Source organism: Tritonibacter scottomollicae, from assembly GCF_032924845.1.
In the GTDB taxonomy this organism is placed as follows: domain Bacteria; phylum Pseudomonadota; class Alphaproteobacteria; order Rhodobacterales; family Rhodobacteraceae; genus Epibacterium; species Epibacterium scottomollicae.
Genome location: NZ_CP136704.1, coordinates 2,060,658 through 2,082,306 on the forward strand (window position 1 = coordinate 2,060,658; position 21,649 = coordinate 2,082,306).

The 21,649-nt window shown below is 64.4% G+C and carries 18 protein-coding genes and 1 riboswitch; of the genes, 16 read left to right on the plus strand and 2 right to left on the minus strand.

Features of this window, described 5'->3' with window-relative positions; genetic code table 11:
• Positions 1-85: 85 nt before the first annotated feature.
• Positions 86-1,312 carry an MFS transporter gene (locus R1T40_RS10495; RefSeq protein ID WP_106162334.1) on the plus strand — a complete coding sequence of 409 codons (1,227 nt, stop codon included), beginning with the start codon at positions 86-88 and terminating at the stop codon, positions 1,310-1,312.
• 249 nt (positions 1,313-1,561) lie between these two features.
• Positions 1,562-3,283, plus strand: coding sequence for a methionine--tRNA ligase (gene metG, locus R1T40_RS10500; protein WP_317386887.1), 1,722 nt, complete (start codon positions 1,562-1,564; stop codon positions 3,281-3,283).
• Positions 3,284-3,370: 87 nt separating this feature from the next.
• Here the strand turns inward: metG and R1T40_RS10505 are convergent, their stop codons facing one another.
• Positions 3,371-4,270, minus strand: a complete 900-nt coding sequence (locus R1T40_RS10505) for an MBL fold metallo-hydrolase (RefSeq protein WP_317386888.1) — start codon at positions 4,268-4,270, stop codon at positions 3,371-3,373.
• A gap of 95 nt (positions 4,271-4,365) precedes the next feature.
• Here R1T40_RS10505 and R1T40_RS10510 point away from each other — a divergent pair, with 95 nt between their 5' ends.
• The 10 genes from R1T40_RS10510 (at position 4,366) to glpD (ending at position 14,271) form a co-directional block, all read left to right on the plus strand.
• Entirely contained in the window at positions 4,366-5,193 is an 828-nt protein-coding gene (locus tag R1T40_RS10510) for a LysR family transcriptional regulator (protein WP_317386889.1), read from the plus strand.
• Between the two features lie 387 nt (positions 5,194-5,580).
• The gene (hemP, locus tag R1T40_RS10515) at positions 5,581-5,727 is read left to right on the plus strand and encodes a hemin uptake protein HemP (RefSeq protein ID WP_243394926.1); all 147 of its coding nucleotides are present in this window, start codon (positions 5,581-5,583) and stop codon (positions 5,725-5,727) included.
• Positions 5,728-5,786: 59 nt separating this feature from the next.
• The gene (locus R1T40_RS10520; protein WP_106162185.1) at positions 5,787-7,055 is read left to right on the plus strand and encodes an imelysin family protein; all 1,269 of its coding nucleotides are present in this window, start codon (positions 5,787-5,789) and stop codon (positions 7,053-7,055) included.
• Positions 7,056-7,262: 207 nt separating this feature from the next.
• The gene (locus R1T40_RS10525) at positions 7,263-7,550 is read left to right on the plus strand and encodes a (2Fe-2S)-binding protein (protein WP_106162184.1); all 288 of its coding nucleotides are present in this window, start codon (positions 7,263-7,265) and stop codon (positions 7,548-7,550) included.
• A complete protein-coding gene (bfr, locus tag R1T40_RS10530) occupies positions 7,504-7,989 on the plus strand; it encodes a bacterioferritin (RefSeq protein WP_106162183.1) in 486 nt (161 codons plus the stop codon). The genes R1T40_RS10525 and bfr overlap by 47 nt, the downstream gene beginning before the upstream one ends.
• A gap of 34 nt (positions 7,990-8,023) precedes the next feature.
• A complete protein-coding gene (locus R1T40_RS10535; protein WP_317386890.1) occupies positions 8,024-9,526 on the plus strand; it encodes a di-heme oxidoreductase family protein in 1,503 nt (500 codons plus the stop codon).
• Positions 9,526-10,542, plus strand: coding sequence for an imelysin family protein (locus tag R1T40_RS10540; RefSeq protein ID WP_317386891.1), 1,017 nt, complete (start codon positions 9,526-9,528; stop codon positions 10,540-10,542). Before R1T40_RS10535 ends, R1T40_RS10540 begins: the two co-directional genes overlap by 1 nt.
• 47 nt (positions 10,543-10,589) lie before the next feature.
• The gene (locus tag R1T40_RS10545; RefSeq protein WP_317386892.1) at positions 10,590-11,663 is read left to right on the plus strand and encodes a DUF1513 domain-containing protein; all 1,074 of its coding nucleotides are present in this window, start codon (positions 10,590-10,592) and stop codon (positions 11,661-11,663) included.
• A gap of 231 nt (positions 11,664-11,894) precedes the next feature.
• Entirely contained in the window at positions 11,895-12,689 is a 795-nt protein-coding gene (locus R1T40_RS10550) for a DeoR/GlpR family DNA-binding transcription regulator (protein ID WP_106162180.1), read from the plus strand.
• Positions 12,682-14,271, plus strand: coding sequence for a glycerol-3-phosphate dehydrogenase (gene glpD / locus R1T40_RS10555; protein WP_317386893.1), 1,590 nt, complete (start codon positions 12,682-12,684; stop codon positions 14,269-14,271). The genes R1T40_RS10550 and glpD overlap by 8 nt, the downstream gene beginning before the upstream one ends.
• Positions 14,272-14,512: 241 nt before the next feature.
• Here the strand turns inward: glpD and cobO are convergent, their stop codons facing one another.
• The gene (gene cobO, locus R1T40_RS10560; RefSeq protein WP_317386894.1) at positions 14,513-15,160 is read right to left on the minus strand and encodes a cob(I)yrinic acid a,c-diamide adenosyltransferase; all 648 of its coding nucleotides are present in this window, start codon (positions 15,158-15,160) and stop codon (positions 14,513-14,515) included.
• A gap of 52 nt (positions 15,161-15,212) precedes the next feature.
• Positions 15,213-15,449: riboswitch (cobalamin riboswitch) on the plus strand.
• A gap of 109 nt (positions 15,450-15,558) precedes the next feature.
• On the opposite strand from cobO, the gene R1T40_RS10565 reads away from it, so the two are divergent.
• The 4 genes from R1T40_RS10565 (at position 15,559) to cobG (ending at position 21,648) form a co-directional block, all read left to right on the plus strand.
• Complete coding sequence (locus tag R1T40_RS10565; protein ID WP_317386895.1) at positions 15,559-16,041, plus strand: DUF1636 domain-containing protein; 483 nt, start codon at positions 15,559-15,561, stop codon at positions 16,039-16,041.
• Positions 16,042-16,057: 16 nt separating this feature from the next.
• Positions 16,058-17,092 (plus strand): cobalamin biosynthesis protein CobW, encoded by a 1,035-nt coding sequence (cobW, locus tag R1T40_RS10570; RefSeq protein WP_317386896.1) that lies wholly within the window; start codon positions 16,058-16,060, stop codon positions 17,090-17,092.
• 150 nt (positions 17,093-17,242) lie between these two features.
• Positions 17,243-20,488 (plus strand): cobaltochelatase subunit CobN, encoded by a 3,246-nt coding sequence (gene cobN / locus R1T40_RS10575; protein ID WP_317386897.1) that lies wholly within the window; start codon positions 17,243-17,245, stop codon positions 20,486-20,488.
• A complete protein-coding gene (gene cobG, locus R1T40_RS10580) occupies positions 20,485-21,648 on the plus strand; it encodes a precorrin-3B synthase (RefSeq protein ID WP_317386898.1) in 1,164 nt (387 codons plus the stop codon). The genes cobN and cobG overlap by 4 nt, the downstream gene beginning before the upstream one ends.
• Position 21,649: the final 1 nt, after the last annotated feature.

The following is a 21,649-nucleotide window of genomic DNA, read 5'->3' on the forward strand; positions in this document are numbered from 1 at the left end:
CATCGGCCACATTGCAAGAAAAACGACAGTCGCTGTCGAAAACGCAACTGCAGCCGCGGGACAGGCCCCTATGGTCGGGCCTGTCATGCGCACGATCCTATCCTTCGCCGCCCTCTTCCTGTCCGTCATCTTGCTGCAGCTCTCTACGGGCGGGGTTGGCCCGCTGGACGCATTGTCCGGCGCGGCGCTGGGGTTTGACAACCGCCAGATCGGCCTTTTGGGCTCGGCGCATTTCCTTGGATTTTTTATCGGTTGCTGGTGGACGCCGCGGCTGATGGGCCGGGTCGGCCATTCGCGTGCCTTTGCGGTCTGCACCGCATTGGGCGCGATGGGGTTGCTGGCGCACACGCTGACCGAAAACCCCTATGCTTGGGCAGCCATGCGCATCGCCTCCGGCCTCTGTGTGGCGGGCTGCTACACGGTGATCGAGGCCTGGATCAACGCCAAGGTCACCAATGAGAACCGCGGCCGGACCTCAGGCCTCTACCGGATTGCCGATACCGGCGCTTCGCTTGCCGCGCAGCTGCTGATCGCCGTGCTGCCTCCGGCGCATTACGTGTCCTACAATCTGCTGGCGATCCTGTGTTGTGCAACGTTGCTGCCGCTGATGATGACCCGCGCCAGCCAGCCCAAGATGCCCGCGGCTGCGCGCTTGCGGCCGCGCCTGGCCTGGCGGTGTTCTCCGCTTGGTGTGGCCGGGGTGCTTGTGGCCGCGCTCAGCGGTGCCTCCTTCCGCATGGTTGGGCCGATCTATGGCCAGGAGGTCGGGCTCGCGGTCGATCAGATCGCATTTTTCCTGGCCGCCTTTGTTCTGGGGGGCGCGCTGGCACAATATCCGATGGGCTGGCTCGCGGATAAATTCGACCGGCGCTGGGTCCTGATCTGGCTGTCGGGGGTATCGATCATCTCCTGCGCCATCACCCTACCGGCCAGCAGCGGCGGCACCGGAGCCATCATGCTGTCGGCCATGCTGTTTGGCCTGACGACCGTGCCGATCTTCTCGGTCTCTGCCGCGCACGCCAATGACTTTGCCACCTCGGAAGAGCGGGTGGAACTGTCGGCGGCCTTGATGTTTTTCTACGCCACTGGTGCTATTGCCGCGCCGCTGGTTGCCTCGGCCCTGATCGAAGCCTTCGGCCCCGGAGCGCTGTTTGCCTTTGTTGCAGTGGGGCATGCGGGCTTGATCGCCTTTGGTCTGGCACGGATGCGCGCACGCGCCGCGCCCGAGGAACGCACCCGCTACGTCTATGCGCCGCGCACCTCTTTCACCATCGGCAAGATGCTGAAACGCGCCCGCGAAGGACGGCAATAGCCGCGCCGTCACGCATGTACGCCGCCAACAGGGGCCTGCGCGTACCTGTTGCGATGTCTCGCAGCTCCCAAGAATATGCGCGCATGTCTCCGGTTTTGATCCCGCGCGCGCGGCGGGCCGCGATGCCAGAGCGCCGCCCCAACTTGCGGCAAATTCAACGCTTTCTTCACATCGCCTCATAACATGGGGTTTTCGTACAATGCCGCATGGGATAGACGGACGGCCAGACAAGCGACGTGGATGGACGATATGGCCCGAATTCTGATCACCTCTGCACTGCCCTATATCAATGGGATCAAGCACCTTGGCAACCTTGTGGGAAGCCAACTGCCGGCGGATCTCTATGCCCGCTACAACCGGGGTCGCGGCCATGAGGTTATGTTCCTCTGTGCCACCGACGAACATGGCACCCCCGCCGAACTGGCTGCCGCCAAGGCGGAAAAGCCGGTGGCGGAGTATTGCGCCGAAATGCACGCGGTGCAGACCGACATCGCCAACCGCTTTGGCCTGTCGTTTGACCACTACGGGCGCTCCTCCAGCCCGCAGAACCACGCGCTGACCCAGCATTTCGCGGGCAAGCTGGCCGAGGCCGGGCTGATTACCGAAGTGTCTGAAAAACAGGTTTATTCCAACACCGATGGCCGCTTCCTGCCGGATCGCTACATCGAGGGCACCTGCCCCAACTGTGGCTTTGAGAAAGCGCGCGGCGACCAATGCGAGGAATGCACCAAGCAGCTGGACCCAACCGACCTGATCAATCCGCGCTCGGCAATCTCCGGCTCCACCGATCTGGAAGTGCGCGAGACCAAGCACCTGTTCCTGCGCCAGTCGGCGATGCGCGACCAGCTCGACCAGTGGATCGACAGCAAGAAAGACTGGCCGATCCTGACCACCTCGATCGCCAAGAAATGGCTGCATGACGGCGACGGCCTGCAGGACCGTGGCATCACCCGTGACCTCGACTGGGGCGTGCCGGTGAAGAACGGCGATCAGGACTGGCCGGGCATGGAGGGCAAGGTCTTCTACGTTTGGTTCGACGCGCCGATCGAATATATCGCAGCCGCCGGCGAATGGGCCGAGGCCAAGGGTCTGGGCGATGACGCATGGCAGCGCTGGTGGCGCACCGACAAGGGCGCGGAGGATGTGAAATACGTCCAGTTCATGGGTAAGGACAACGTCCCCTTCCATACGCTGTCCTTCCCGGCGACCATTCTCGGCTCCGGCGAGCCGTGGAAGATGGTCGACCACCTGAAGTCCTTCAACTACCTGAACTATGACGGCGGCCAGTTCTCCACCTCGCAGGGGCGCGGCGTGTTCATGGATCAGGCGCTGGAGCTGTTGCCTGCGGACTATTGGCGCTGGTGGCTGCTGAGCCATGCGCCCGAAAGCTCTGATTCCGAATTCACCTGGGAGAACTTCCAGCAATCGGTGAACAAGGATCTCGCCGATGTTCTGGGCAACTTCGTCTCGCGCATCACCAAATTCTGCCGGTCCAAGTTTGGCGAAGAGGTGCCCGCAGGCGGCGCATGGGGCGAGCAGGAACAGGCGCTGATCGACGAGCTGACCACCCGCATCGGCGCCTATGAGCGCCACATGGAAGCGATGGAAGTGCGCAAATCGGCGCAGGAATTGCGCGCGATCTGGGTCGCGGGCAACGAATACCTGCAGTCCGCCGGGCCCTGGTCGATGTTCAAGACCGATCCCGAGCGCGCCGCCGCGCAGGTGCGTCTCGGCCTCAACCTGATCCGTCTTTATGCCGTGCTGTCCGCGCCCTTCATTCCCGAAGCCTCTGACCGCCTGTTTGCAGCCCTCGGTACTGAGGATCGCAGCTGGCCCGAGGACGTCGCCGCCGCGCTGGCCGCCCTGCCCGAAGGCCACGCCTTCACCGTGCCAGAGGTGCTCTTTGCCAAGATCACCGACGAGCAGCGCGAAGAGTGGCAGGACCGCTTTGCCGGGGTCCGCAAGGACTGATCAACCGGATCGAAGAAATACAAAGACCGCCCACAGGGGCGGTCTTTTTCGTTTCAGGGATCACGCCACCGCGGGCCGGAGCGACGCTCAGAGCGTGACCGTCGCCCCTTCACCGGGCATGAGCAGGCTCCAGTGCGGGCCCTCTGCTATATGGCGCGCCTGCAGCACCTCCGGCCCCTCTTGATAGAGCGCATAGGTAGAGTGATGCACCGGCAGCATCGCTTTCGCGCCGACCTGGGCGGCAAATTCCATCGCCTGCCCACCATCCAGGGACAGCTGCCCCAGCGCGCCGGTGCCGCCAACCGCGCCGATATGGGGGATGAACAGATCCGGGGTGTCCTGCTGCGACAGGGCCTGTGCGACCGGATCGACCAGGAAGGTATCGCCCGCCCAGTAGATCCTCTGCACGCGGCCAGACCGGCGCACCTCGATCATGTAGCCATTGCCCAGACCCAGCATATCCGCGACCTGCGGGTTCTGTGAATGGCTGGCAGGCAGCGCGGTCACCCGGACCTCACCATCAGGCGCGTTGAAGTGCCGGGTGCTGCCATGGCGCAGGGCCTGCGCGGCAAAGCCCTTGTCACGCAGTGCGGCCGTGTCATGTTCGGGCGCCAGCAGCGGCAGGCTCCGGTCCAGCCAGGCCTGCGCCTTCTGGTCAAAGTGGTCCTCATGGGCATGGCTCAGCAACACCAGATCATAGGTTTGCCGCGCCAGCCCCGGAAAGGGCGTCAGCCGCGCATGGGACTTGATGTTGGGCCCTTTGGCCAGATCAAACATCTCGTTCGGATCGCCCATGACAAAAGCCGCCTCCCCCTCGCCCAAGCAGGGATCGGTCAGGATACGCAGGCCCGCCGCGTCGATCTCCATCATCGCGCCGCCCAGCCACCGCACCGAGATCAACGGGGCCGCGCCGCGCACCATGGCGGGCAGCAGTCCGGTCGCCATGGCCGCAGCAGCAGTGGTCTTTAGAAGTGTACGTCTGTTCATCTGGTCCTCCAAAATCTGATGATCTGCACATACCTCCTCGCGCTTGAGCGAATAATCGGAATAATATCGGACAGCTTAAACGAGATTATCGCGCAATGAATGATCTTCAGAACATCGAGACCTTTGCCGAAGTGACGACCCAGTTGAGCTTCGCGGCGGCGGCCCGGCGGCTCGGACTGCCCCCTTCCACCGTCACCAGCCGTATCCGCGCGCTGGAGCAGAGCCTCGGCGTGCGGCTTCTGGACCGCACCACCCGCAGCACCGCGCTCACTGCAGAGGGCGCGCTGTTCCTCGACAGGTGTCGCCTCGCCCTGTCGGAAATCGAAACCGCCCGCGCGCTGGTATCATCCACGCAGAGCGCCAGCGGCCCGGTGCGCCTGTCCGTGCCCACCGCCCTGCCCATGGACCGGCTCGCGCAGGTGACCGCGCGGGTTCTGGACCGTCACCCAAACATTCACATCGACATCACGGTAGAGGATCGCCCTACCGATTTTGTGCAGGATGGCGTTGATATCGCACTGCGGGGCAACCGGCCGGACAGCGCAAATTTGATTGCGCGACTGCTGTCGCAAATGCCCGTGCGTCTGGTGGCGCCGCCGGGGCGGTTGCAGGACGAGACTCTCCCGGTGCTCGGCCCACTCAGCCGCCACCTGCCAATGCCACGCCGTGCCGGACGGGCCTATTGCGAATCGTTCAGCCTTGCCCGCCATCTGGCGTTGGCTGGCGTGGCGCGGGCGTGTTTGCCGCTGTCACTCTGTGAAGAGGACGGCAAAACCGGCGCACTGGACCTCGGGCCACCGCCCGCAGGTGTCGAGGCGCAGCTGGGCCTCTACCTCGTGTATCAGGACCGGCGCCACGTGCCGCAACGGGTGCGTCTGGTGATGGATGCGCTGATCGAGGCGTTTTCCGCTGCGGTCGCCTAGCCGTCGGTCATGCGCGTCAAAATGCATCCGCTATCCGCCTGCGTGCACCCGGCTTGCGGACGCCGGCTTTCCTTTTCCTTAGCAAAATTATCAGATTGACATATCCGACCAAATAAATCAGGAATAAGCCAATCCAGCCAACCTGTCCCTGACACAGGCCAGCCGACAACCCGAACACTGCGTCCCGCACATGTTAAATCCACCTGGCCACATCCCGTCGCATAACGACCGCGAAGCAGATCGACTGCCGCTGCCAGAGCTGTGGTCCGACGTCCTTTCTGACGCCCTCCCTGCGCAGGTTTTCTGCCTTGAATGGCTGTTCGACACGGCGGAACAGAAACAGAGGCTTGCCCGATGAGTAACTTGAAACCGATTTCCCAAGCAGACATGGCAGCCGCCGCACAGCCTGAAACCTACCCGACCTACCACGCCGAGGACCTGACCCGCGGCGGTGTGCAGGCGCGCATTCTTCTGAACGGTCAGATCTATTCACTGCGCATCACCCGCGCGGGCAAGCTGATCCTGACCAAATAATATTCACCCCGGCCCATTTTGCGCCGACAACTCACTTCCGTCCAACGAGGATCCCATTCATGAAAACGCCGCTTCTCACCGGTGCCGCCCTTCTGGCTTTGACCGCAGGCACAACGGCTGCTTTCGCCGCTTCCAAGGCTGAGGTTCTGACCAACTATGCCAATATCGCCGAAGCCAAGTATGAAGACAGCCTGATCACCGCCAAGGCTCTTCAGGCTGCGGTTGATGCGCTGGTTGCCGAGCCGTCTGCAGAAAACCTCGAGGCCGCGAAACACGCCTGGCTGGCGGCGCGCGTGCCCTACCAGCAGACCGAAGTCTATCGTTTTGGCAACGCCATCGTGGACGATTGGGAAGGCAAAGTGAACGCGTGGCCGCTGGACGAAGGGCTGATCGACTATGTGGATGCCTCTTACGGCGGTGCCACCGACGAGAACGCCGCAGCCGCACTCAACGTGATTGCGAACCCCGAGTTCAGCCTTTCTGGCAAGGCCATTGACGCCTCTGACATCACGCCGGAACTGCTTGGCGAAACCCTGCATGAGGCCGACGGCGTCGAAGCGAATGTGGCCACTGGCTACCACGCCATCGAATTTCTGCTCTGGGGTCAAGACCTGAACGGCACCGAACATGGCGCTGGCGACCGTGCCTGGACCGACTATGCCGCCGGTGACGACTGCACCAACGGCAATTGTGACCGCCGTGGCGCCTACCTGAAGGCCGCAACCGACCTGCTGGTGTCCGACCTTGAGTGGATCACCGCACAATGGGCCGAAGACGGCGAAGCGCGCGAAACCGTGCTTTCGGACGAGAATGCAGGCATCACCACCATCCTGACCGGCATGGGCTCGCTGTCCTACGGCGAACAGGCGGGCGAGCGGATGCGCCTTGGCCTGATGCTGAACGATCCCGAGGAAGAGCACGACTGCTTCTCCGACAACACCCACAACAGCCACTACTATGATGGTCTGGGCATCCAGAACGTCTACCTTGGCGAATATGTGCGGGTGAACGGCGAAGTTGTGTCTGGTCCGGCGCTGGCCGATCTGGTCGAAGCGGCCGACGCAGAGCTGAACGCAGAACTGACCGGCAAGCTCTCCACCACCATGATGAAGCTGGGCCGCATCAAGACGGCGGCCGAGGCTGGCTTCTCCTACGACCAGATGCTGGCGCAAGGCAGTGAAGCGGGCGAAGCACTGGTCATGGGTGGCGTCGATGCGCTGGTGGACCAGACCCGTTCGATCGAACGTGCCGTGGCCGTGCTGGACCTGAGCGATGTGGCGATCGAAGGATCCGACTCGCTCGACAACCCGACGGCGGTTTTTCAGTAAATCGTAAACCGATCATCTAGATCGAAACAGGAGCCGCGCCCCGCGCCCGGCTCCTGTTGTGCTTTGACCCTCTCGCATGCGCGGTGACACGCCTCTTCACGATTTCCTGAGCGTTTCAGTCTTGTTTGATCTTGAAAACTAATTCTTTTAGTCAGATATTATCACGAGCAAGTAGCCTACAGAATCTCTTAGGATCGGCGCCCCGTCATGATCATCTGCCACTGCACATCAATCTCGGATCACGACATCCATGCAGCCATTGACTGGATGCGGGCGTCTGACCCGCAAACCATTATTACGCCTGGAAAAATCTACCGCGCACTCGGCAAGAAGGCGGATTGTGGCGGCTGCATGTCGCTCTTTCTGGACACCATGCGCGCCAACGCTAAGGTAAGTGTACCTGCGCATCTGCAGTCCCTACGAACAGCCATTTCTCCGGAGAGCAATTATGAAGGGCGACCCCAAAGTCATCGAATATCTCAACAAGGCACTTAGGAGCGAGCTGACAGCCGTCAGCCAGTACTGGCTGCATTATCGCCTGCAGGAGGACTGGGGCCTTGGTCACATGGCCAAGAAGAGCCGCGAGGAAAGCATCGAAGAGATGAACCACGCGGACAAGTTGATCGACCGGATCATCTTCCTCGAAGGTCACCCGAACCTGCAAACGCTTGACCCGCTGCGCATCGGCCAGTCGCCAAAGGAAACCCTGGAGTGCGATTTGGCCGCAGAACAAGAGGCCCGCGCCCTCTACAAGGAAGCGGCCGAGTACTGTAGGACCAATGGTGATTTCGTCTCTGAAGACCTGTTCAAGGAGCTTCTGGCGGACGAAGAAGGCCATATCGATTTCTTGGAGACACAGCTTGAACTGCACGACCGCGTTGGCGCCGAAAACTACGCGCATCTCAACGCCTCCAAGATGGACGAAACCGAGTAACTCGACCCCTGTTCTGGGTGCGGCCCTCATTCTGGTGCTGGCCGCACCGCTCCATGCGACCGACCGCGTTGCCGTTCCCGATGGCCTTGCGGAGCCGCATCTCTCTTTCCTGCCTCGCACCAAAGACGAAGCCAGCCGCGTTGTGCGCGTCACCGCACCTGCGCGCGACTTCACAGCGCCGGAGCCGTTTGAGGAAAACCCCGCCGGGGCCGCCACCCTGCCCCATCGCGACGACCGCGAGGCCTTCAGCACACCGCCGGTAAACCTGACGTTTGAACAAGGGCTTGAGTTCCGTCTGGGCGAGGCCTTGTTTGACAAACTCTGGGTCTTTTCGCCCGCCTCCACCCTTGCCTCGGACGGGCTTGGTCCGGTCTATAACGCCCGCGCCTGCCAGCGCTGCCACATTCGAGACGGGCGCGGCCATCTGCCCGAGGGGCCCGACTATCGGTCTGCCTCGGCCTTTCTTCGGGTCTCCATTCCAGGCCCGGTGCCCCCTGCGTTGCGCGCCGTTCCCGACTATATCGGCATGTCGCCAGACCCGACCTATGGCTGGCAACTGCAGGACTTCTCTGCCCCCGGCGTTAATCCCGAATACCGCCTGTCTGTGACCTACACCGAGGAAGAAGTTACCCTGAATGGCGGTGAGGTCGTCCGCCTGCGCAAGCCCTCGTTTGGAGCCACCGCGCTGAAATACGGCCCCCTGCATGCCAAGGCGATGCTCTCGCCCCGCGTGGCCCCGCCGATGATCGGCCTTGGCCTGCTGGAGGCCATTCCCGCCGCCGAGATCCTCGCCCTTGCCGATCCGGGTGATCTCGACAGTGACGGGATTTCGGGGCGTGCAAACCTCGTCTGGTCCAAGGAATTTCGTCAGGTCATGCTGGGGCGTTTTGGCCTCAAAGCCGGCACCGCCACCATCCACGAGCAATCCGCTGCGGCGTTTTCCGGCGATATCGGCATCTCGACACCGCTGTTTCCGCAGCCCTATGGCGATTGCACTGCCCTGCAGGACGCCTGCCGCAGCGGGCCGCACGGCGATGGCGACGTGCGCATCACCGAGATCGACCAGCCCAATATGGATCTGGTCACCTTCTACAGCCGCAATGTCTCGGTGCCTGCCCGCCGCGATCTGGACGCACCCGAAGTACTGCGCGGCAAATCCGTGTTCTATGACAGCGGCTGTGCCAGTTGCCACCAACCCAAATTCGTCACCCACCGCCTGCTGGACCGCCCCGAGCAGAGCTTTCAGCTGATCTGGCCCTATTCCGACCTGCTACTGCACGACATGGGCGATGGCCTTGCTGACAACAGGCCCGAAGCGCGCGCGACCGGGCGCGAATGGCGCACCGCACCGCTGTGGGGGATTGGCTTGACGCAGCAGGTCTCGGACCGCGCCACATTCCTGCACGACGGACGCGCCCGTACCCTACTGGAAGCGATCCTCTGGCACGGCGGCGAGGCACAAGCCGCCCGCGACACCGTCGTCGCCCTGCCCCCCGCTGATCGCGTCGCCCTCATCACCTTTCTGGAGTCTCTTTAATGTCTGTCTTGTCTCGTCTGACCTCGACCGCCTGCGCCCTTGTCGCCCTCACCGGACTGGCCCGCGCCGATGCGCTGACGGATGCGGTGATCGACCAGCATATCCTGCCGACCTACGAGCGTCTGGCCACCGAGACTGCGGAATTTGCGACCCTCACGGAAAGCGACTGCGCCCCCACATCCGAGGCCGTCCGCACAGCATGGGGTGAGGCCTTTGATGCATGGGTGGCCGCCAGCCATCTGCGCTTTGGCCCCTCGGAGGCCGACAACCGCGCCTTTGCCATCGCGTTCTGGCCCGACAGCCGTTCCAAGACCCCAAAGGCCCTGCGCGGCCTGCTGTTGGACAGCGACCCGGTGGTCAACACGCCTGAGGATTTCGCCACCGCCTCGGTCGCGGTACGCGGGTTTTATGCGCTGGAGTACCTGTTTTACGACCCTGCCTATGCGGATCTGGCCTCTCCGGATTACGCCTGCGCCGTGGTGAAGGCCGTCGCCCAGGATCTGTCGCAAAACAGCGCCGCGATTTTGACCGATTGGCAAGAGGAGTACGCCGACAAGCTCCGCCACCCGGATGAGCGCTACCGCAGCGATGAAGAGGCGCATCAGGAGCTGTTCAAGGCGCTGAATACCGGGCTGGAAATCCTTGGCGATATGCGCATTGGTCGCCCGCTTGGCACATTTGACAACCCGCGCCCCAACCGCGCCGAGGTGCGCCGTTCTGGCCGCTCCCTGCGCCATGTGGAACTCCAGCTCGACAGCCTGCGCCAGCTGGCGCTGCTTCTGTCGGATGGGGACGCGGAGCTGTCGCAACATCTGACCCAAGTTTTCGACAAGGCCGACCGCCACGCTGCAAACCTCGCGGATGACCCGAGCTTTGCCGGGGTCAGTGATCCGCAGCGCCGCTTCCTGCTGGAGACACTGCAACAGGATGTGCGCGCGATCAAAGACATCGCGGCGTTGGACCTTGGCCCCCGACTGGGGGTGGAGGCCGGGTTCAACGCGCTGGATGGCGACTGACCAGACGCCCTCACGCCCCTTTTTCGATCACGGACAGGAGTTTTCAAATGCCCTCTCGACGCGGCTTCATTGCAGGCCTCATGGCCAGCAGCATGGCCCCTTCCGCCACCTGGGCCGACGCGGGCGCGCCCGCCTATCTGTCTGCGGGCAAGGACGAGTTGGGGCTGTTTGTGGTTGCGGGTCTGTCTGCGGCGGGCGAGGTGCTGTTTCGCCACTCCCTGCCCGACCGGGGCCATGCCGCCAGCGCGCATCCCACACGGCCAGAGGCGGTGGCCTTTGCCCGCCGTCCGGGCCGCTTTGCCGATGTGATCGACTGCCGCACCGGTGCCCAACTGGCGCGACTGGAGCCACCGAAGGGCCACCATTTCTATGGCCACGGCGTGTTCTCTCCGGAAGGAGAGGTAATGTACACCACTGAGAACGCTTATGAAAGCGGCGAAGGCATGATCGGGGTCTGGAACGCGCGCGATTACCGCCGCATCGGCCAGTTTCGCTCCGGCGGCATCGGCCCGCATGAAATGCGTTTGCGCCGTGACGCCCCCGGCCTTGTGGTGGCCAATGGCGGCATCGAGACCCACCCGGATTCGGGCCGCGCCAAACTGAACATCCCGTTCATGCGCCCCAACCTCAGCTATCTGAGCCTGTCGGGCGAGATACAGGAACAGATGGAACTGCCCGCTGATCTGCACAAGAACTCCATCCGCCATATCGCCGTGCGCAGCGATGGCACCGTGGGCTTTGCGATGCAGTGGCAGGGCGATCTGGGCGCCGATGTGCCCATTGTCGGCCTGCATTTCCCCGGCGAAACGCCCCGACTGATGGGGGAGGACGACCCGCGCCTGCGCAATCTCAGTGGCTATGGCGGCTCCATTGCATTTTCCGGGGATGAGACGCAGGTCGCAGTGACCTCGCCGCGTGGCGGTGTGGTGCAAGTGATGGACTGTGCCAGCGGCGCGCTGCTGGCAGAACACGCGCTGGCAGACGTCTGCGGCCTGGCCACCACCCGCGCGGGCTTTCTCGCGAGCACCGGCACCGGCGCCGTGGCCCGTATCGGCACGCAGGTCGAAACTCTCGCCACCGCCCCCCTGGCCTGGGACAACCATCTGATCCCGCTGGTTTGAGCGCACGAAGGGCGACCCCCGACCTCGGGTGGGGGTGAAGCCCCCTCCCGTGGGGGAGGTCGGGGGCTGCCCGGCCCTTGTCCGGGCGAACCTCAATCCAAATGCGAAGCGAAAGCCCTTTGTGCATTTGCGCGAAGGGCTTTCGCTTTACACCCTCGACACATCACAACGAAATCCGTACGTGACAAAACGCGCGCCATTCGCTATACCTGACCACGAAAAGGAAAGCCAATGGACGCAAGCGACCGCCAAAACGAAATCCTCTCCCTGCTCACAGCGCAGGATCGTGTCGAGGTCGAAGACCTCGCGCGCCGCTTTGGTGTGTCTTTGCAGACCGTGCGCACCGACCTGCGCGACCTGTCGGCGCGTGGCCAACTCAGCCGGGTGCATGGTGGCGCGGTGCGCATCGCCTCTGCCGCCAATCGCGGCTACGGGGAACGGCGCAGCCTGAATGCCGCCGGCAAACGCGCCATGGCGGTGCTGGCTGCCGATGTGATCCCGGAGAATTGCTCCATCGCGCTGAATATAGGCACCTCCACCGAACAGGTGGCACGCGCACTCTCTGGCCATGCCGGGCTCACCCTCCTGTCCAACAATATCAATATTATCAATATGATGATGGACAAGGAAACACGCGATCTGATCCTTGTCGGCGGCTCTATCCGCCAAAGCGATGGCGCCATTGTCGGCGAAGAGGCGGTGGCCTTCATCAACCGCTACAAGGTCGACTATGCCGTGATCGGTGCCTCTGCCCTCGATGCGGACGGTGCCATCCTCGACCATGACGCCCGCGAAGTTTCCGTCGCCCGCGCCATCCTGCAAAACGCTCGCACCCGCATCCTGATCTGCGACGGCAGTAAATTCGACCGCTCCGCTCCGGTGCGCATCTGCGCGCTGGCGGAGCTGGATATTGTCATCACCGACCGCCCCGTACCGCCGGAATTCGCCGAGGCCGCAGCCGCCTCCGGCACCCGAATCCTCATTGCGGACGGCAACCCGGAAACCGAAAGCAGCGAAAATGACTGATACAGCTCACACCTCCGACATCACCGATCTTTTTGTCATTGGCGGCGGCATCAACGGCTGCGGCATCGCCCGCGACGCCGCCGGTCGTGGCCTGTCGGTCGCATTGGCAGAGAAGAACGATCTCGCCTCCGCCACCTCCTCGGCCTCCACCAAACTGTTCCACGGGGGCTTGCGCTATCTGGAGTATTTCGAGTTTCGGCTGGTGCAGGAAGCGCTGATCGAACGCGAGGTGCTGCTACGCGCCATGCCGCATATCTCCTGGCCGATGCGCTTTGTGCTGCCCTTCCACAAGGACATGCGGTTCGATAACACCACGCCGACATCCAAGCTGCTGACCACTTTCATGCCGTGGATGAAGGGCCGCCGCCCGGCCTGGCTGATCCGCTTGGGTCTGTTCATGTATGACACGCTTGGCAAACGCGGCATCCTGCCCGGCACCTCAACCGTTGATCTGACCACGGATGAGGCAGGCAAGCCCCTGAACTCAAAGTTCAAAAAGGCGTTTGAGTATTCCGACTGCTGGGTCGAGGACGCCCGGCTCGTGGTGCTCAACGCCCGTGATGCCGAGACCCGAGGGGCGGAAATCCTGACCCGCACCGAAGTGGTCAACGCCACCCGCCACGCCGACCACTGGGAGATCCGTCTGAAGGATCTCGCCACCGGCGAAGAGACCACGCGCCGCGCCAAGATGCTCGTGAACGCGGGCGGTCCCTGGGTGGCGGATGTGCTGCGTCAAAAGCTGGGCCAAAACAGCCGAGAGAGCGTGCGACTGGTGCGCGGCAGCCATATCGTCGTGCCGAAACTCTACGATCACGGGCGCTGCTATTTCTTCCAGGGTCAGGACGGTCGCATCATTTTCGCCATCCCCTACGAGGAGGATTTCACCCTCATCGGCACCACTGATGCGGACCATCCCGACCCAGAGACCAAGCCGGTCTGCACCGAGGAAGAACAGGACTATCTGGTTGATTTTGCGTCGAACTACTTCGAAAAACCCGTTTCCCGCGATCAGATCGTCTGGACCTATTCCGGCGTGCGACCGCTCTATGACGACGGCGCCAGCTCCGCCTCCGCCGCAACGCGCGAATATGTGCTGACCCTGGATCAGACGCAGGCGCCGCTCTTGAACGTGTTTGGCGGCAAGATCACCACCTACCGCAAACTGGCCGAGGCCGCACTGGCCAAGATCGGCGAGGCCTTTCCCGACCTCTCCGACAATTGGACCGCCGGCGTGCCGCTGCCCGGCGGCGACTTCCCGGTGGAGGATGTGGCAAAGCTGCGCGACAGGCTCGCCCGCGACTACCCGTTCCTGACGCCCTATGCCGTGCGCCGCCTGCTGCGCGCCTATGGCACCGAGGCCTGGGACCTACTGTCCGACGCCAAGGAAGAGGCTGATCTGGGCCAAAGCTTTGGCGCGACGATCACCGCCCGGGAACTCGATTGGGCGATCACCCGTGAGTGGGTGCGCTCGGGCGAGGATTATCTCTGGCGGCGCACGAAACTGGGCCTGCGCTTGAACGAGGCAGAGCGCGCCGCCGTCGATACCTATATCCGCGACAGAGCCGCACAACTGGCGGCCTGACAGGTCTACCCCTGATGCCCCCTGTTGCGCGCGCCCCAGATTTATGCGCGCGCAACTCTTGCAACGCGCATAAAAAGTATCAGCAAGACTGCCCCGTTGTTTCGCGCACGAAACAATAGGTCAGCTCCCCTGACCTGCACAGCAGAACCAAAGGTCGCAACAACCCCTTCATCTTTTTCCAAATACCTCGGAGCGCGAGGCAGAGCCTCGCATCCCAAGACCAGCCACAAGGCCCGACGCTTCAGAATTCCACACCCTTCTGCGCCTTGATCCCGGCGCGGAACGGATGCTTCACCTGCGTCATCTCGGTCACCAGATCGGCGATCTCGATCAGCTCTTCCTTGGCGTTGCGCCCAGTCAGCACCACATGAGTCATCGGCGGCTTGTGCTCCACCAGGAACTCCAGAACCTCCTGCAAATCCAGATACTCGTAGCGCAGCGCGATGTTGATCTCGTCGAGCAGCACCATGGTGTTGCGCTCGTCCAGGATCATCTCCTTTGCCTTCTCCCAACCGGCGCGAGCGGCAGCGATATCGCGGGCCTTGTCCTGTGTTTCCCAGGTGAAGCCCTCGCCCATGGCGTAGAATTGGCACAGGTCGGCGAAATTCTCCTCGATCAACGTGCGCTCGCCGGTCTGCCAGGCGCCCTTGATGAACTGCACCACCGCCGAGGGCATGCCATGGGCGATGCAGCGCATCACCATGCCGAATCCCGAGGAGGATTTTCCCTTGCCGGGGCCGGTGTGGACGATAATCAGGCCTTTTTCGCCATCCTTCGTTTTCATCATCCGGTCGCGGGCGGCCTTCTTCTTCGCCATTTTGGAGGCGTGGCGCGCCGCTTCCTCCTCAGAGATGTCGTTTTCGGTCTTTGCGGTGGTCTCGTCGCTCACGGGGGTCACTCCTGCTGTCTGACCCCATGTCTTGACAAAGAGTGCCGCCATGGCGCAAGGGAATTTCGTTGGTTCCCGAAGATGACACCCTTCGGGCGAAGAGGGAATGTGACATGGGCGTCCCGCGCGCCCTCAAGCACAGCCGCCCCCGCGACCGTGACCGGAGAGGTCTCCCGACGCCACTGGCGCATACCCCGATGGGGTCGCACCGGGAAGGCGGGATGACCGTCAGGGCAGATCCGCCCTGGCATCCGCAAGCCGGGAGACCTGCCAACACGCGTTTTGAACCGGCGGACGGGGTGTTCCGCGACCGGTCGAGGGCTTGCCGTCACTCCATGGCGTCGGTGCCCCTTGCTGGCCCGGCCCCGCTTCCGCCCAGAAGGAGGAGACAAGGCCGCATGGGAGACACCCCGAGCCAGAGCCCGGAGCCGGTTGTCCTGACCGTTTGCACCACCTGCCGTCCCGAAGGCGCCGACCCGGAGGCCATCCGCCCGGGACGCATCCTTGCGGATCGCCTTGCAGGCGCCCCCCTGCCCGAGGGCGTCACCGTGCGCGGCGTCGAATGCCTCTCCGCCTGCAGCCGCAGCTGCACGCTGCATCTCTCCGGCGGGCCGGAGCGTTGGAGCTATATCTACGGCGATCTCGACCCCGACACCCATCTGGACGACATCCTCGCAGGCGCTGCCGCCTATGCCGCCACCGACACCGGATTTGTGCCCTGGCGCGAACGCCCCGTGGTGTTCCGCAAGCAGTCGATCGCCCGCATTCCGCCGGTCTCCATGCCCGGGGTCGAGCTGTCCCCGGCGGCGGCATCAAACGCCTCGTCCGAGGGCTCCGACGCCCCCACAGAAATGCCCCCTGCCGCACTGGCGCAGGACTGACCTTGAAAGGCCGACCATGAGCACATTGAACAAGATCCCCGTTACCGTCATCACCGGCTTTCTCGGCGCCGGCAAGACCACGCTGATCCGTCACCTGATGCAGAACCCGCAAGGCAAGCGCCTCGCCGTGGTGGTGAATGAATTTGGCACTGCCGGTGTCGATGGCGACATCCTGAAATCCTGCGCCGACGAGAGCTGCCCGGCGGAGAACATCATGGAACTGGCCAATGGCTGCATCTGCTGCACCGTGGCCGATGATTTCATCCCCACTATCGAGAGCCTCATGGCGCTGCCGGAACCGCCCGAGCATATCGTCATTGAAACCTCCGGTCTGGCGCTGCCGAAGCCGCTCTTGAAGGCCTTCGACTGGCCCGCCATCCGCTCGCGCATCACGGTGGACGGGGTGATCACCCTGGCCGATGCCGAGGCCGTCGCCAAAGGCCAGTTTGCCCCCGATCTGGACGCCGTGCAGGCCCAGCGCGAGGCGGACGAGAGCCTGGATCACGAAACACCTCTGTCCGAGGTTTTTGAGGACCAGATCTCCTGCGCCGATATCGTGCTCTTGTCCAAGGCGGATCTGGCCGGCGAGGCGGGCGTCGAGAAGGCCCGCGCGGTGATCGAAGCCGAGGCCCCGCGCAAGCTGCCGATCCTGCCGATGACCGAAGGTGTGATCGATCCCCGCGTGATCCTTGGCCTTGGCGCTGCCGCCGAAGACGATCTCGACGCGCGCCCAAGCCACCATGACGGCCACCACGATCATGAACATGACGATTTTGAGTCCATCGTGGTCGAAATGGGCGAAGTATCCGATCCCGAAGCGCTGCAAACTCGCATCATCGAGATGGCCCGCGCCCGCAACATCCTGCGCGTCAAGGGCTATGTGGCCGTGGAAGGAAAACCGATGCGCATGCTGGTACAGGCCGTGGGCGAACGCCTGCGCGCTCAATACGACCAACCCTGGGGCACGCAGCCGCGCAAGACCCAGCTGGTGGTAATCGCCGAGCATGATAACATCGACACAGCAGGCATCCACGCCGATCTCGGGGCCTGAGTTTCAACACCAAGGGCGCTGACCTCTCGCCATGAGGTCCCGCCCGGCGGACACGCCGGGCAGCGCCCGACCCTCCCCCCGGGAGGGCGCTTCGCACCCACACAGGGTCGGACGCTGCCCTCTCCGATTTGAACGAAGCGGACCAACCTCATGCACGTCGTCTTCCGCGAAAGCCACGGGCTCGGAGAAACAGACACCCCCTATGACGTCGGGCAGACCCCCGGCGATCTGGTGGTGCTGTCCTTTTCCGACAGCGATCTCGGCGCCTTTGCGGCGGGCTGGCACCGCGCGGACGGCAAACTCCCCTCCACTCGGCTTGCCAATCTGGTGGCGCTGAAGCATCCGCTCTCGGTCGATGTCTACGCGGAACAGACGCTGGAGGGCGCAAAGGGCGTTCTGGTGCGTCTGATCGGCGGCGAGAGCTACTGGTCCTACGGTCTGGCCACGCTGCAGGATCTGGCCCGGCGCAAAGGCATCGCGCTGGCGATCCTGCCCGCCGACGGGCAGGAAGATCCGCGACTGGACGAACTCTCCACCCTGCCCGTCTCCACCCTGCGCCGGTTGCAAAGCCTGTGTGATGCGGGCGGTGCGGTGGCAGCCCAGGCCGCGCTGGCGCAGTTGGCGCTGGCGGCGGGGCTTTATGCCGGGCCGGTGATCGGCAAGAAGACCGTGCCCGATTTTGGCTACTACGATCCCGACCACGGCGTGCTGAGCGACCTGCCGCAACAGGACAAACCTTTGGTCCTGCTGAGTTTCTATCGCTCCTACCTGACCTCTGCCGACACCGCGCCGATCGATGCGATGATCGCGCAGCTGCGCGAGCGGGGCTATGCGGCATTTGGCGTCTTTGCCCCCAGTCTCAAGGCGCCCGAGGCGGTAGACTGGCTGCGCGCCGAGCTGCCTCGGCTTGATCCGGCAGCGATCATCAACGCCACCGCCTTTTCCGCGCAGGGCCGCGATGGCAGCGCCTCGCCGCTCAGCCTCACCGGCTGTCCGGTGTTTCAGGTGGCGTTGTCGACCGCCCGGCGCAAGGACTGGGATCTGGCCGACCGCGGCCTATCGCCTGCCGACCTCGCCATGCATGTGGTGCTGCCCGAGGTGGACGGGCGACTGTTTGCCGGTGTCGTCAGCTTCAAATCCCCCACCAAACGCGACCCGGATCTGCAATATTCCCGCTTCATCCACCGCGCCGATGCGGATCGTATCGCGGCGGCGCTGAACCGGGTGGAGGCGCATCTGCGCCTCAGCCGGACAAAAACTGCGGAAACACATCTGGCGCTGGTGCTCTCGACCTATCCGGGCCGCGATTACAACCTCGCCCATGCGGTGGGTCTGGATGCGCTGGCCTCGACCAGCGCGATCCTCTCTGCCCTCGCGGCAGAGGGCTATGATGTCACGCCGGAAAATGATCTTGGTGCGCGCCTGTCACAGGAGGTGCTGAGCTGGCCTATTGCCGACTATCGCGCCGCACTTGAGACCCTCCCCGAAAGCCTCCGCAATGACCTTCATGCGGCATGGGGGGCACCGGAGGACGATCCGGCCATCCGCGACGGCATGGTGCAGTTCCGCGCCCTGCGCGCGGACAAGGCGCTGATCGCCCTGCAGCCCGAGCGCGGCGATGTCCACCTGCGCGAGGACGACTACCACGACCTCGACCGCACGCCCCGGCATGGCTATGTCGCCTTCTACCTCTGGCTCCAAACCCAGGCCGACGCGCTGGTGCATGTGGGCGCCCATGGCACGCTGGAATGGCTGCCGGGCAAGGCGGTGGCGCTGTCGGCGGCTTGCTGGCCCGAAGCGCTTTGCGCATCGATGCCGGTGATCTATCCCTTCATCGTCAACGACCCCGGCGAGGCCGCCCAGGCCAAGCGCCGCATTGCTGCGATTACGGTTGGTCACATGCCACCACCGCTGGCCCAGACCACCCTGCCCGAGGGCATGGGGCGGCTCGAAAGCCTGCTGGATGAATACTCCACCGCCGATGGTCTGGATCCGTCCCGCCGCGACCGGCTGATCGCCGACATCCGGGCAGAGGCGCAGGGCAGCGGCGTCGAAGAGGACCTGAACATCCCCGCCGAGGCCTCGGCAGCGGAGGCGATCACCCGCATCGACCGCTTTGTCTGCGACATCAAGGAAAGCCAATACGGCGAGGGGCTGCATATCTTTGGCAGCGGCGATCATGGCGCGGCCGAGATGCGCGGGCTGCTGGAGGCTCTGGCCGGGCGAATGATCGCCCCAGGCCCGTCCGGCTCCCCCTATCGGGGCCGGTCGGACGTGATGCCCACGGGGCGCAACCTCTTTACCACGGACCCCCGCGCGGTGCCGTCGCGGGCGGCGCAGGCGCAAGGGGTCAAACTGGCGGAAGAGCTGCTGCGCCGCCACCTGCAGGACCATGGCGACTGGCCACGCGGGCTGGTGGTGGATCTCTGGGGTTCGGCCACCATGCGCACGGCGGGCGAGGAGTTCGCCATGGCGCTGCATCTTGCCGGGCTGGCGCCGCTTTGGGACGAGGGTTCCGAGCGGGTCTCCGGCTTCGAGGTCATTCCGCTGGCGTTGCTGGGCCGTCCCCGTATTGATGTCACCCTTCGGGTCTCTGGCCTGTTTCGCGACGTCTTTCCCGGTCTGGCCCAGATGTTCGAAGCCGCCGCCGCTGCGCTCTCCGCGCGTGAGGAAGACCCCGGCGACAACCCCTATCTGACCGCCATCCCGCGCGTCTTTGGTCCCAAGCCAGGCCAGTACGGCCTCAACATGTCCGCGCATCTGGATGACTACTCAGACGAGGCCCGCGCGGCGGCGGGTGAGGCCTGGCTCAAGGCCTCCTCGCATGCCATCGACGCCAAGGGCGAGATCCACGAGGCCCGCGCCGCGCTGGAGGACCGCCTGCAAAGCGCCGACAGCTTTGTGCACCTGCAGGATCTGGCGGAGACAGACGTGCTGGTGGCCTCGGATTATGCCGCCCATGAGGCCGGATTTGCCGCCGCGATGACCCGCCTGGGCCATGAGGCGCCGTCGCTCTACCACATGGACGCCACGCGCCTCGACACCCCGCAGGCCCGCAGCCTGCAAGAGGAAATCGCCCGCGTCACCCGCGCCCGCGCCTCTGATCCGCATTGGGCCACCTCAATGATGAACCACGGCTTTCGCGGCGGCGCCGAGATTGCGGCGACGCTGGACCACATGGCCGCCTTTGCGCATCTGGCCCAAGTGGTGCCCGCACATCTGTTCGACCTCTATTTCGAGGCCACGCTGGGCCGCGAGGATCTGGTGGGGTTTCTGGAATGCGAGAATCCGGCGGCGCTACAGGCGATGCGGGACCGGTTTCAGGCGCTGCGCGAGGCGGGTCTGTGGGTCACTCGCCGCAACTCCATCCTCGCCACGCTGGAGGGGGCCGCATGAGCACGCCCGCCACGCCAAAGGTCTACGGCTGGTGCCCCGGCGCCCTGCGTCCGATGATGTCCGGCGACGGTCTGGTGGTGCGCATCCGCGCGCCGCTCGGTCGGCTGTCACCGGCGCAGGCCAGAGCTGTGGCAGCACTCTCCGAGCGTTTCGGCAATGGGGTGCTGGATGTCTCCGCCCGCGCCAACCTGCAGATGCGTGGTGTCCGCCCCGAAGCCCACGCAGAGCTGATCGCCGCGCTGCAACAACTCGGTCTGGTAGACCGCGATGCCGCGCTTGAGGCGCGCCGCAACATTCTGCTGACGCCGTTCTGGCGCGACGGCGACCGCAGTCATCGCATCGCGCAGGCGTTGAGCGACGCGCTCGCGGCAGCCTCGGACCTCCGCCTGCCCGGCAAGTTCGGCTTTGCGGTGGACGCTGGTGACACCCCGGTGATGCAGGACATCGCCGCCGACATTCGCATCGAAGGCGCGGGCGCCGACCTGAGCCTGCGCGCAGACGGCGCGGATGTGGCCCTGCCGGTGACCGAGGACAGCGCGGCCGACGCGGCCCTTGCGCTCGCCCGCTGGTTCCTGGAGCAAGGCGGCGCGCCCGAGGGGCGGGGCCGGATGCACCGGCTGATTGCGCGCCGCGGCCCACCGGCATCGCATGGCGCGGATGTCGCAAGGGGCGCCTATACCGCAACGCCCGGGCTCGCCGCCTGCGGCCAGCTGGTCGCGCTGGAATTCGGCCAGATCCCGGCTGATACATTTGCCACCCTCGCCGAGTTTGGGCGAATGCGTCTGACCCCATGGCGCATGCTGCTGGTCGAAGATGCACACGACATCGCCTCCCTGCCCGGGCTGATCCTGGACGCAACCGATCCGCGCCTGCAAGTGACCGCCTGCACCGGTGCACCCGGCTGCCTGCAGGCGCGTGCGGCCACCCGCGATCTGGCCCGCAATCTGGCGCCACATCTGCCGGCGGGCACCCGCCTGCATGTCTCCGGCTGCGCCAAGGGCTGTGCCCATCCCAAACCCGCCGATGTAACCCTGACGGCCACCGGCCCCGACACGTTCGACCTCATTCGCAACGGGCGCGCCGAGGCCCGTCCCGCCCTGACCTGCCTGACCGCCCGCGCCCTGCGCGCCGCGCCAGACGTTCTGACGAAAGACCCCTGAC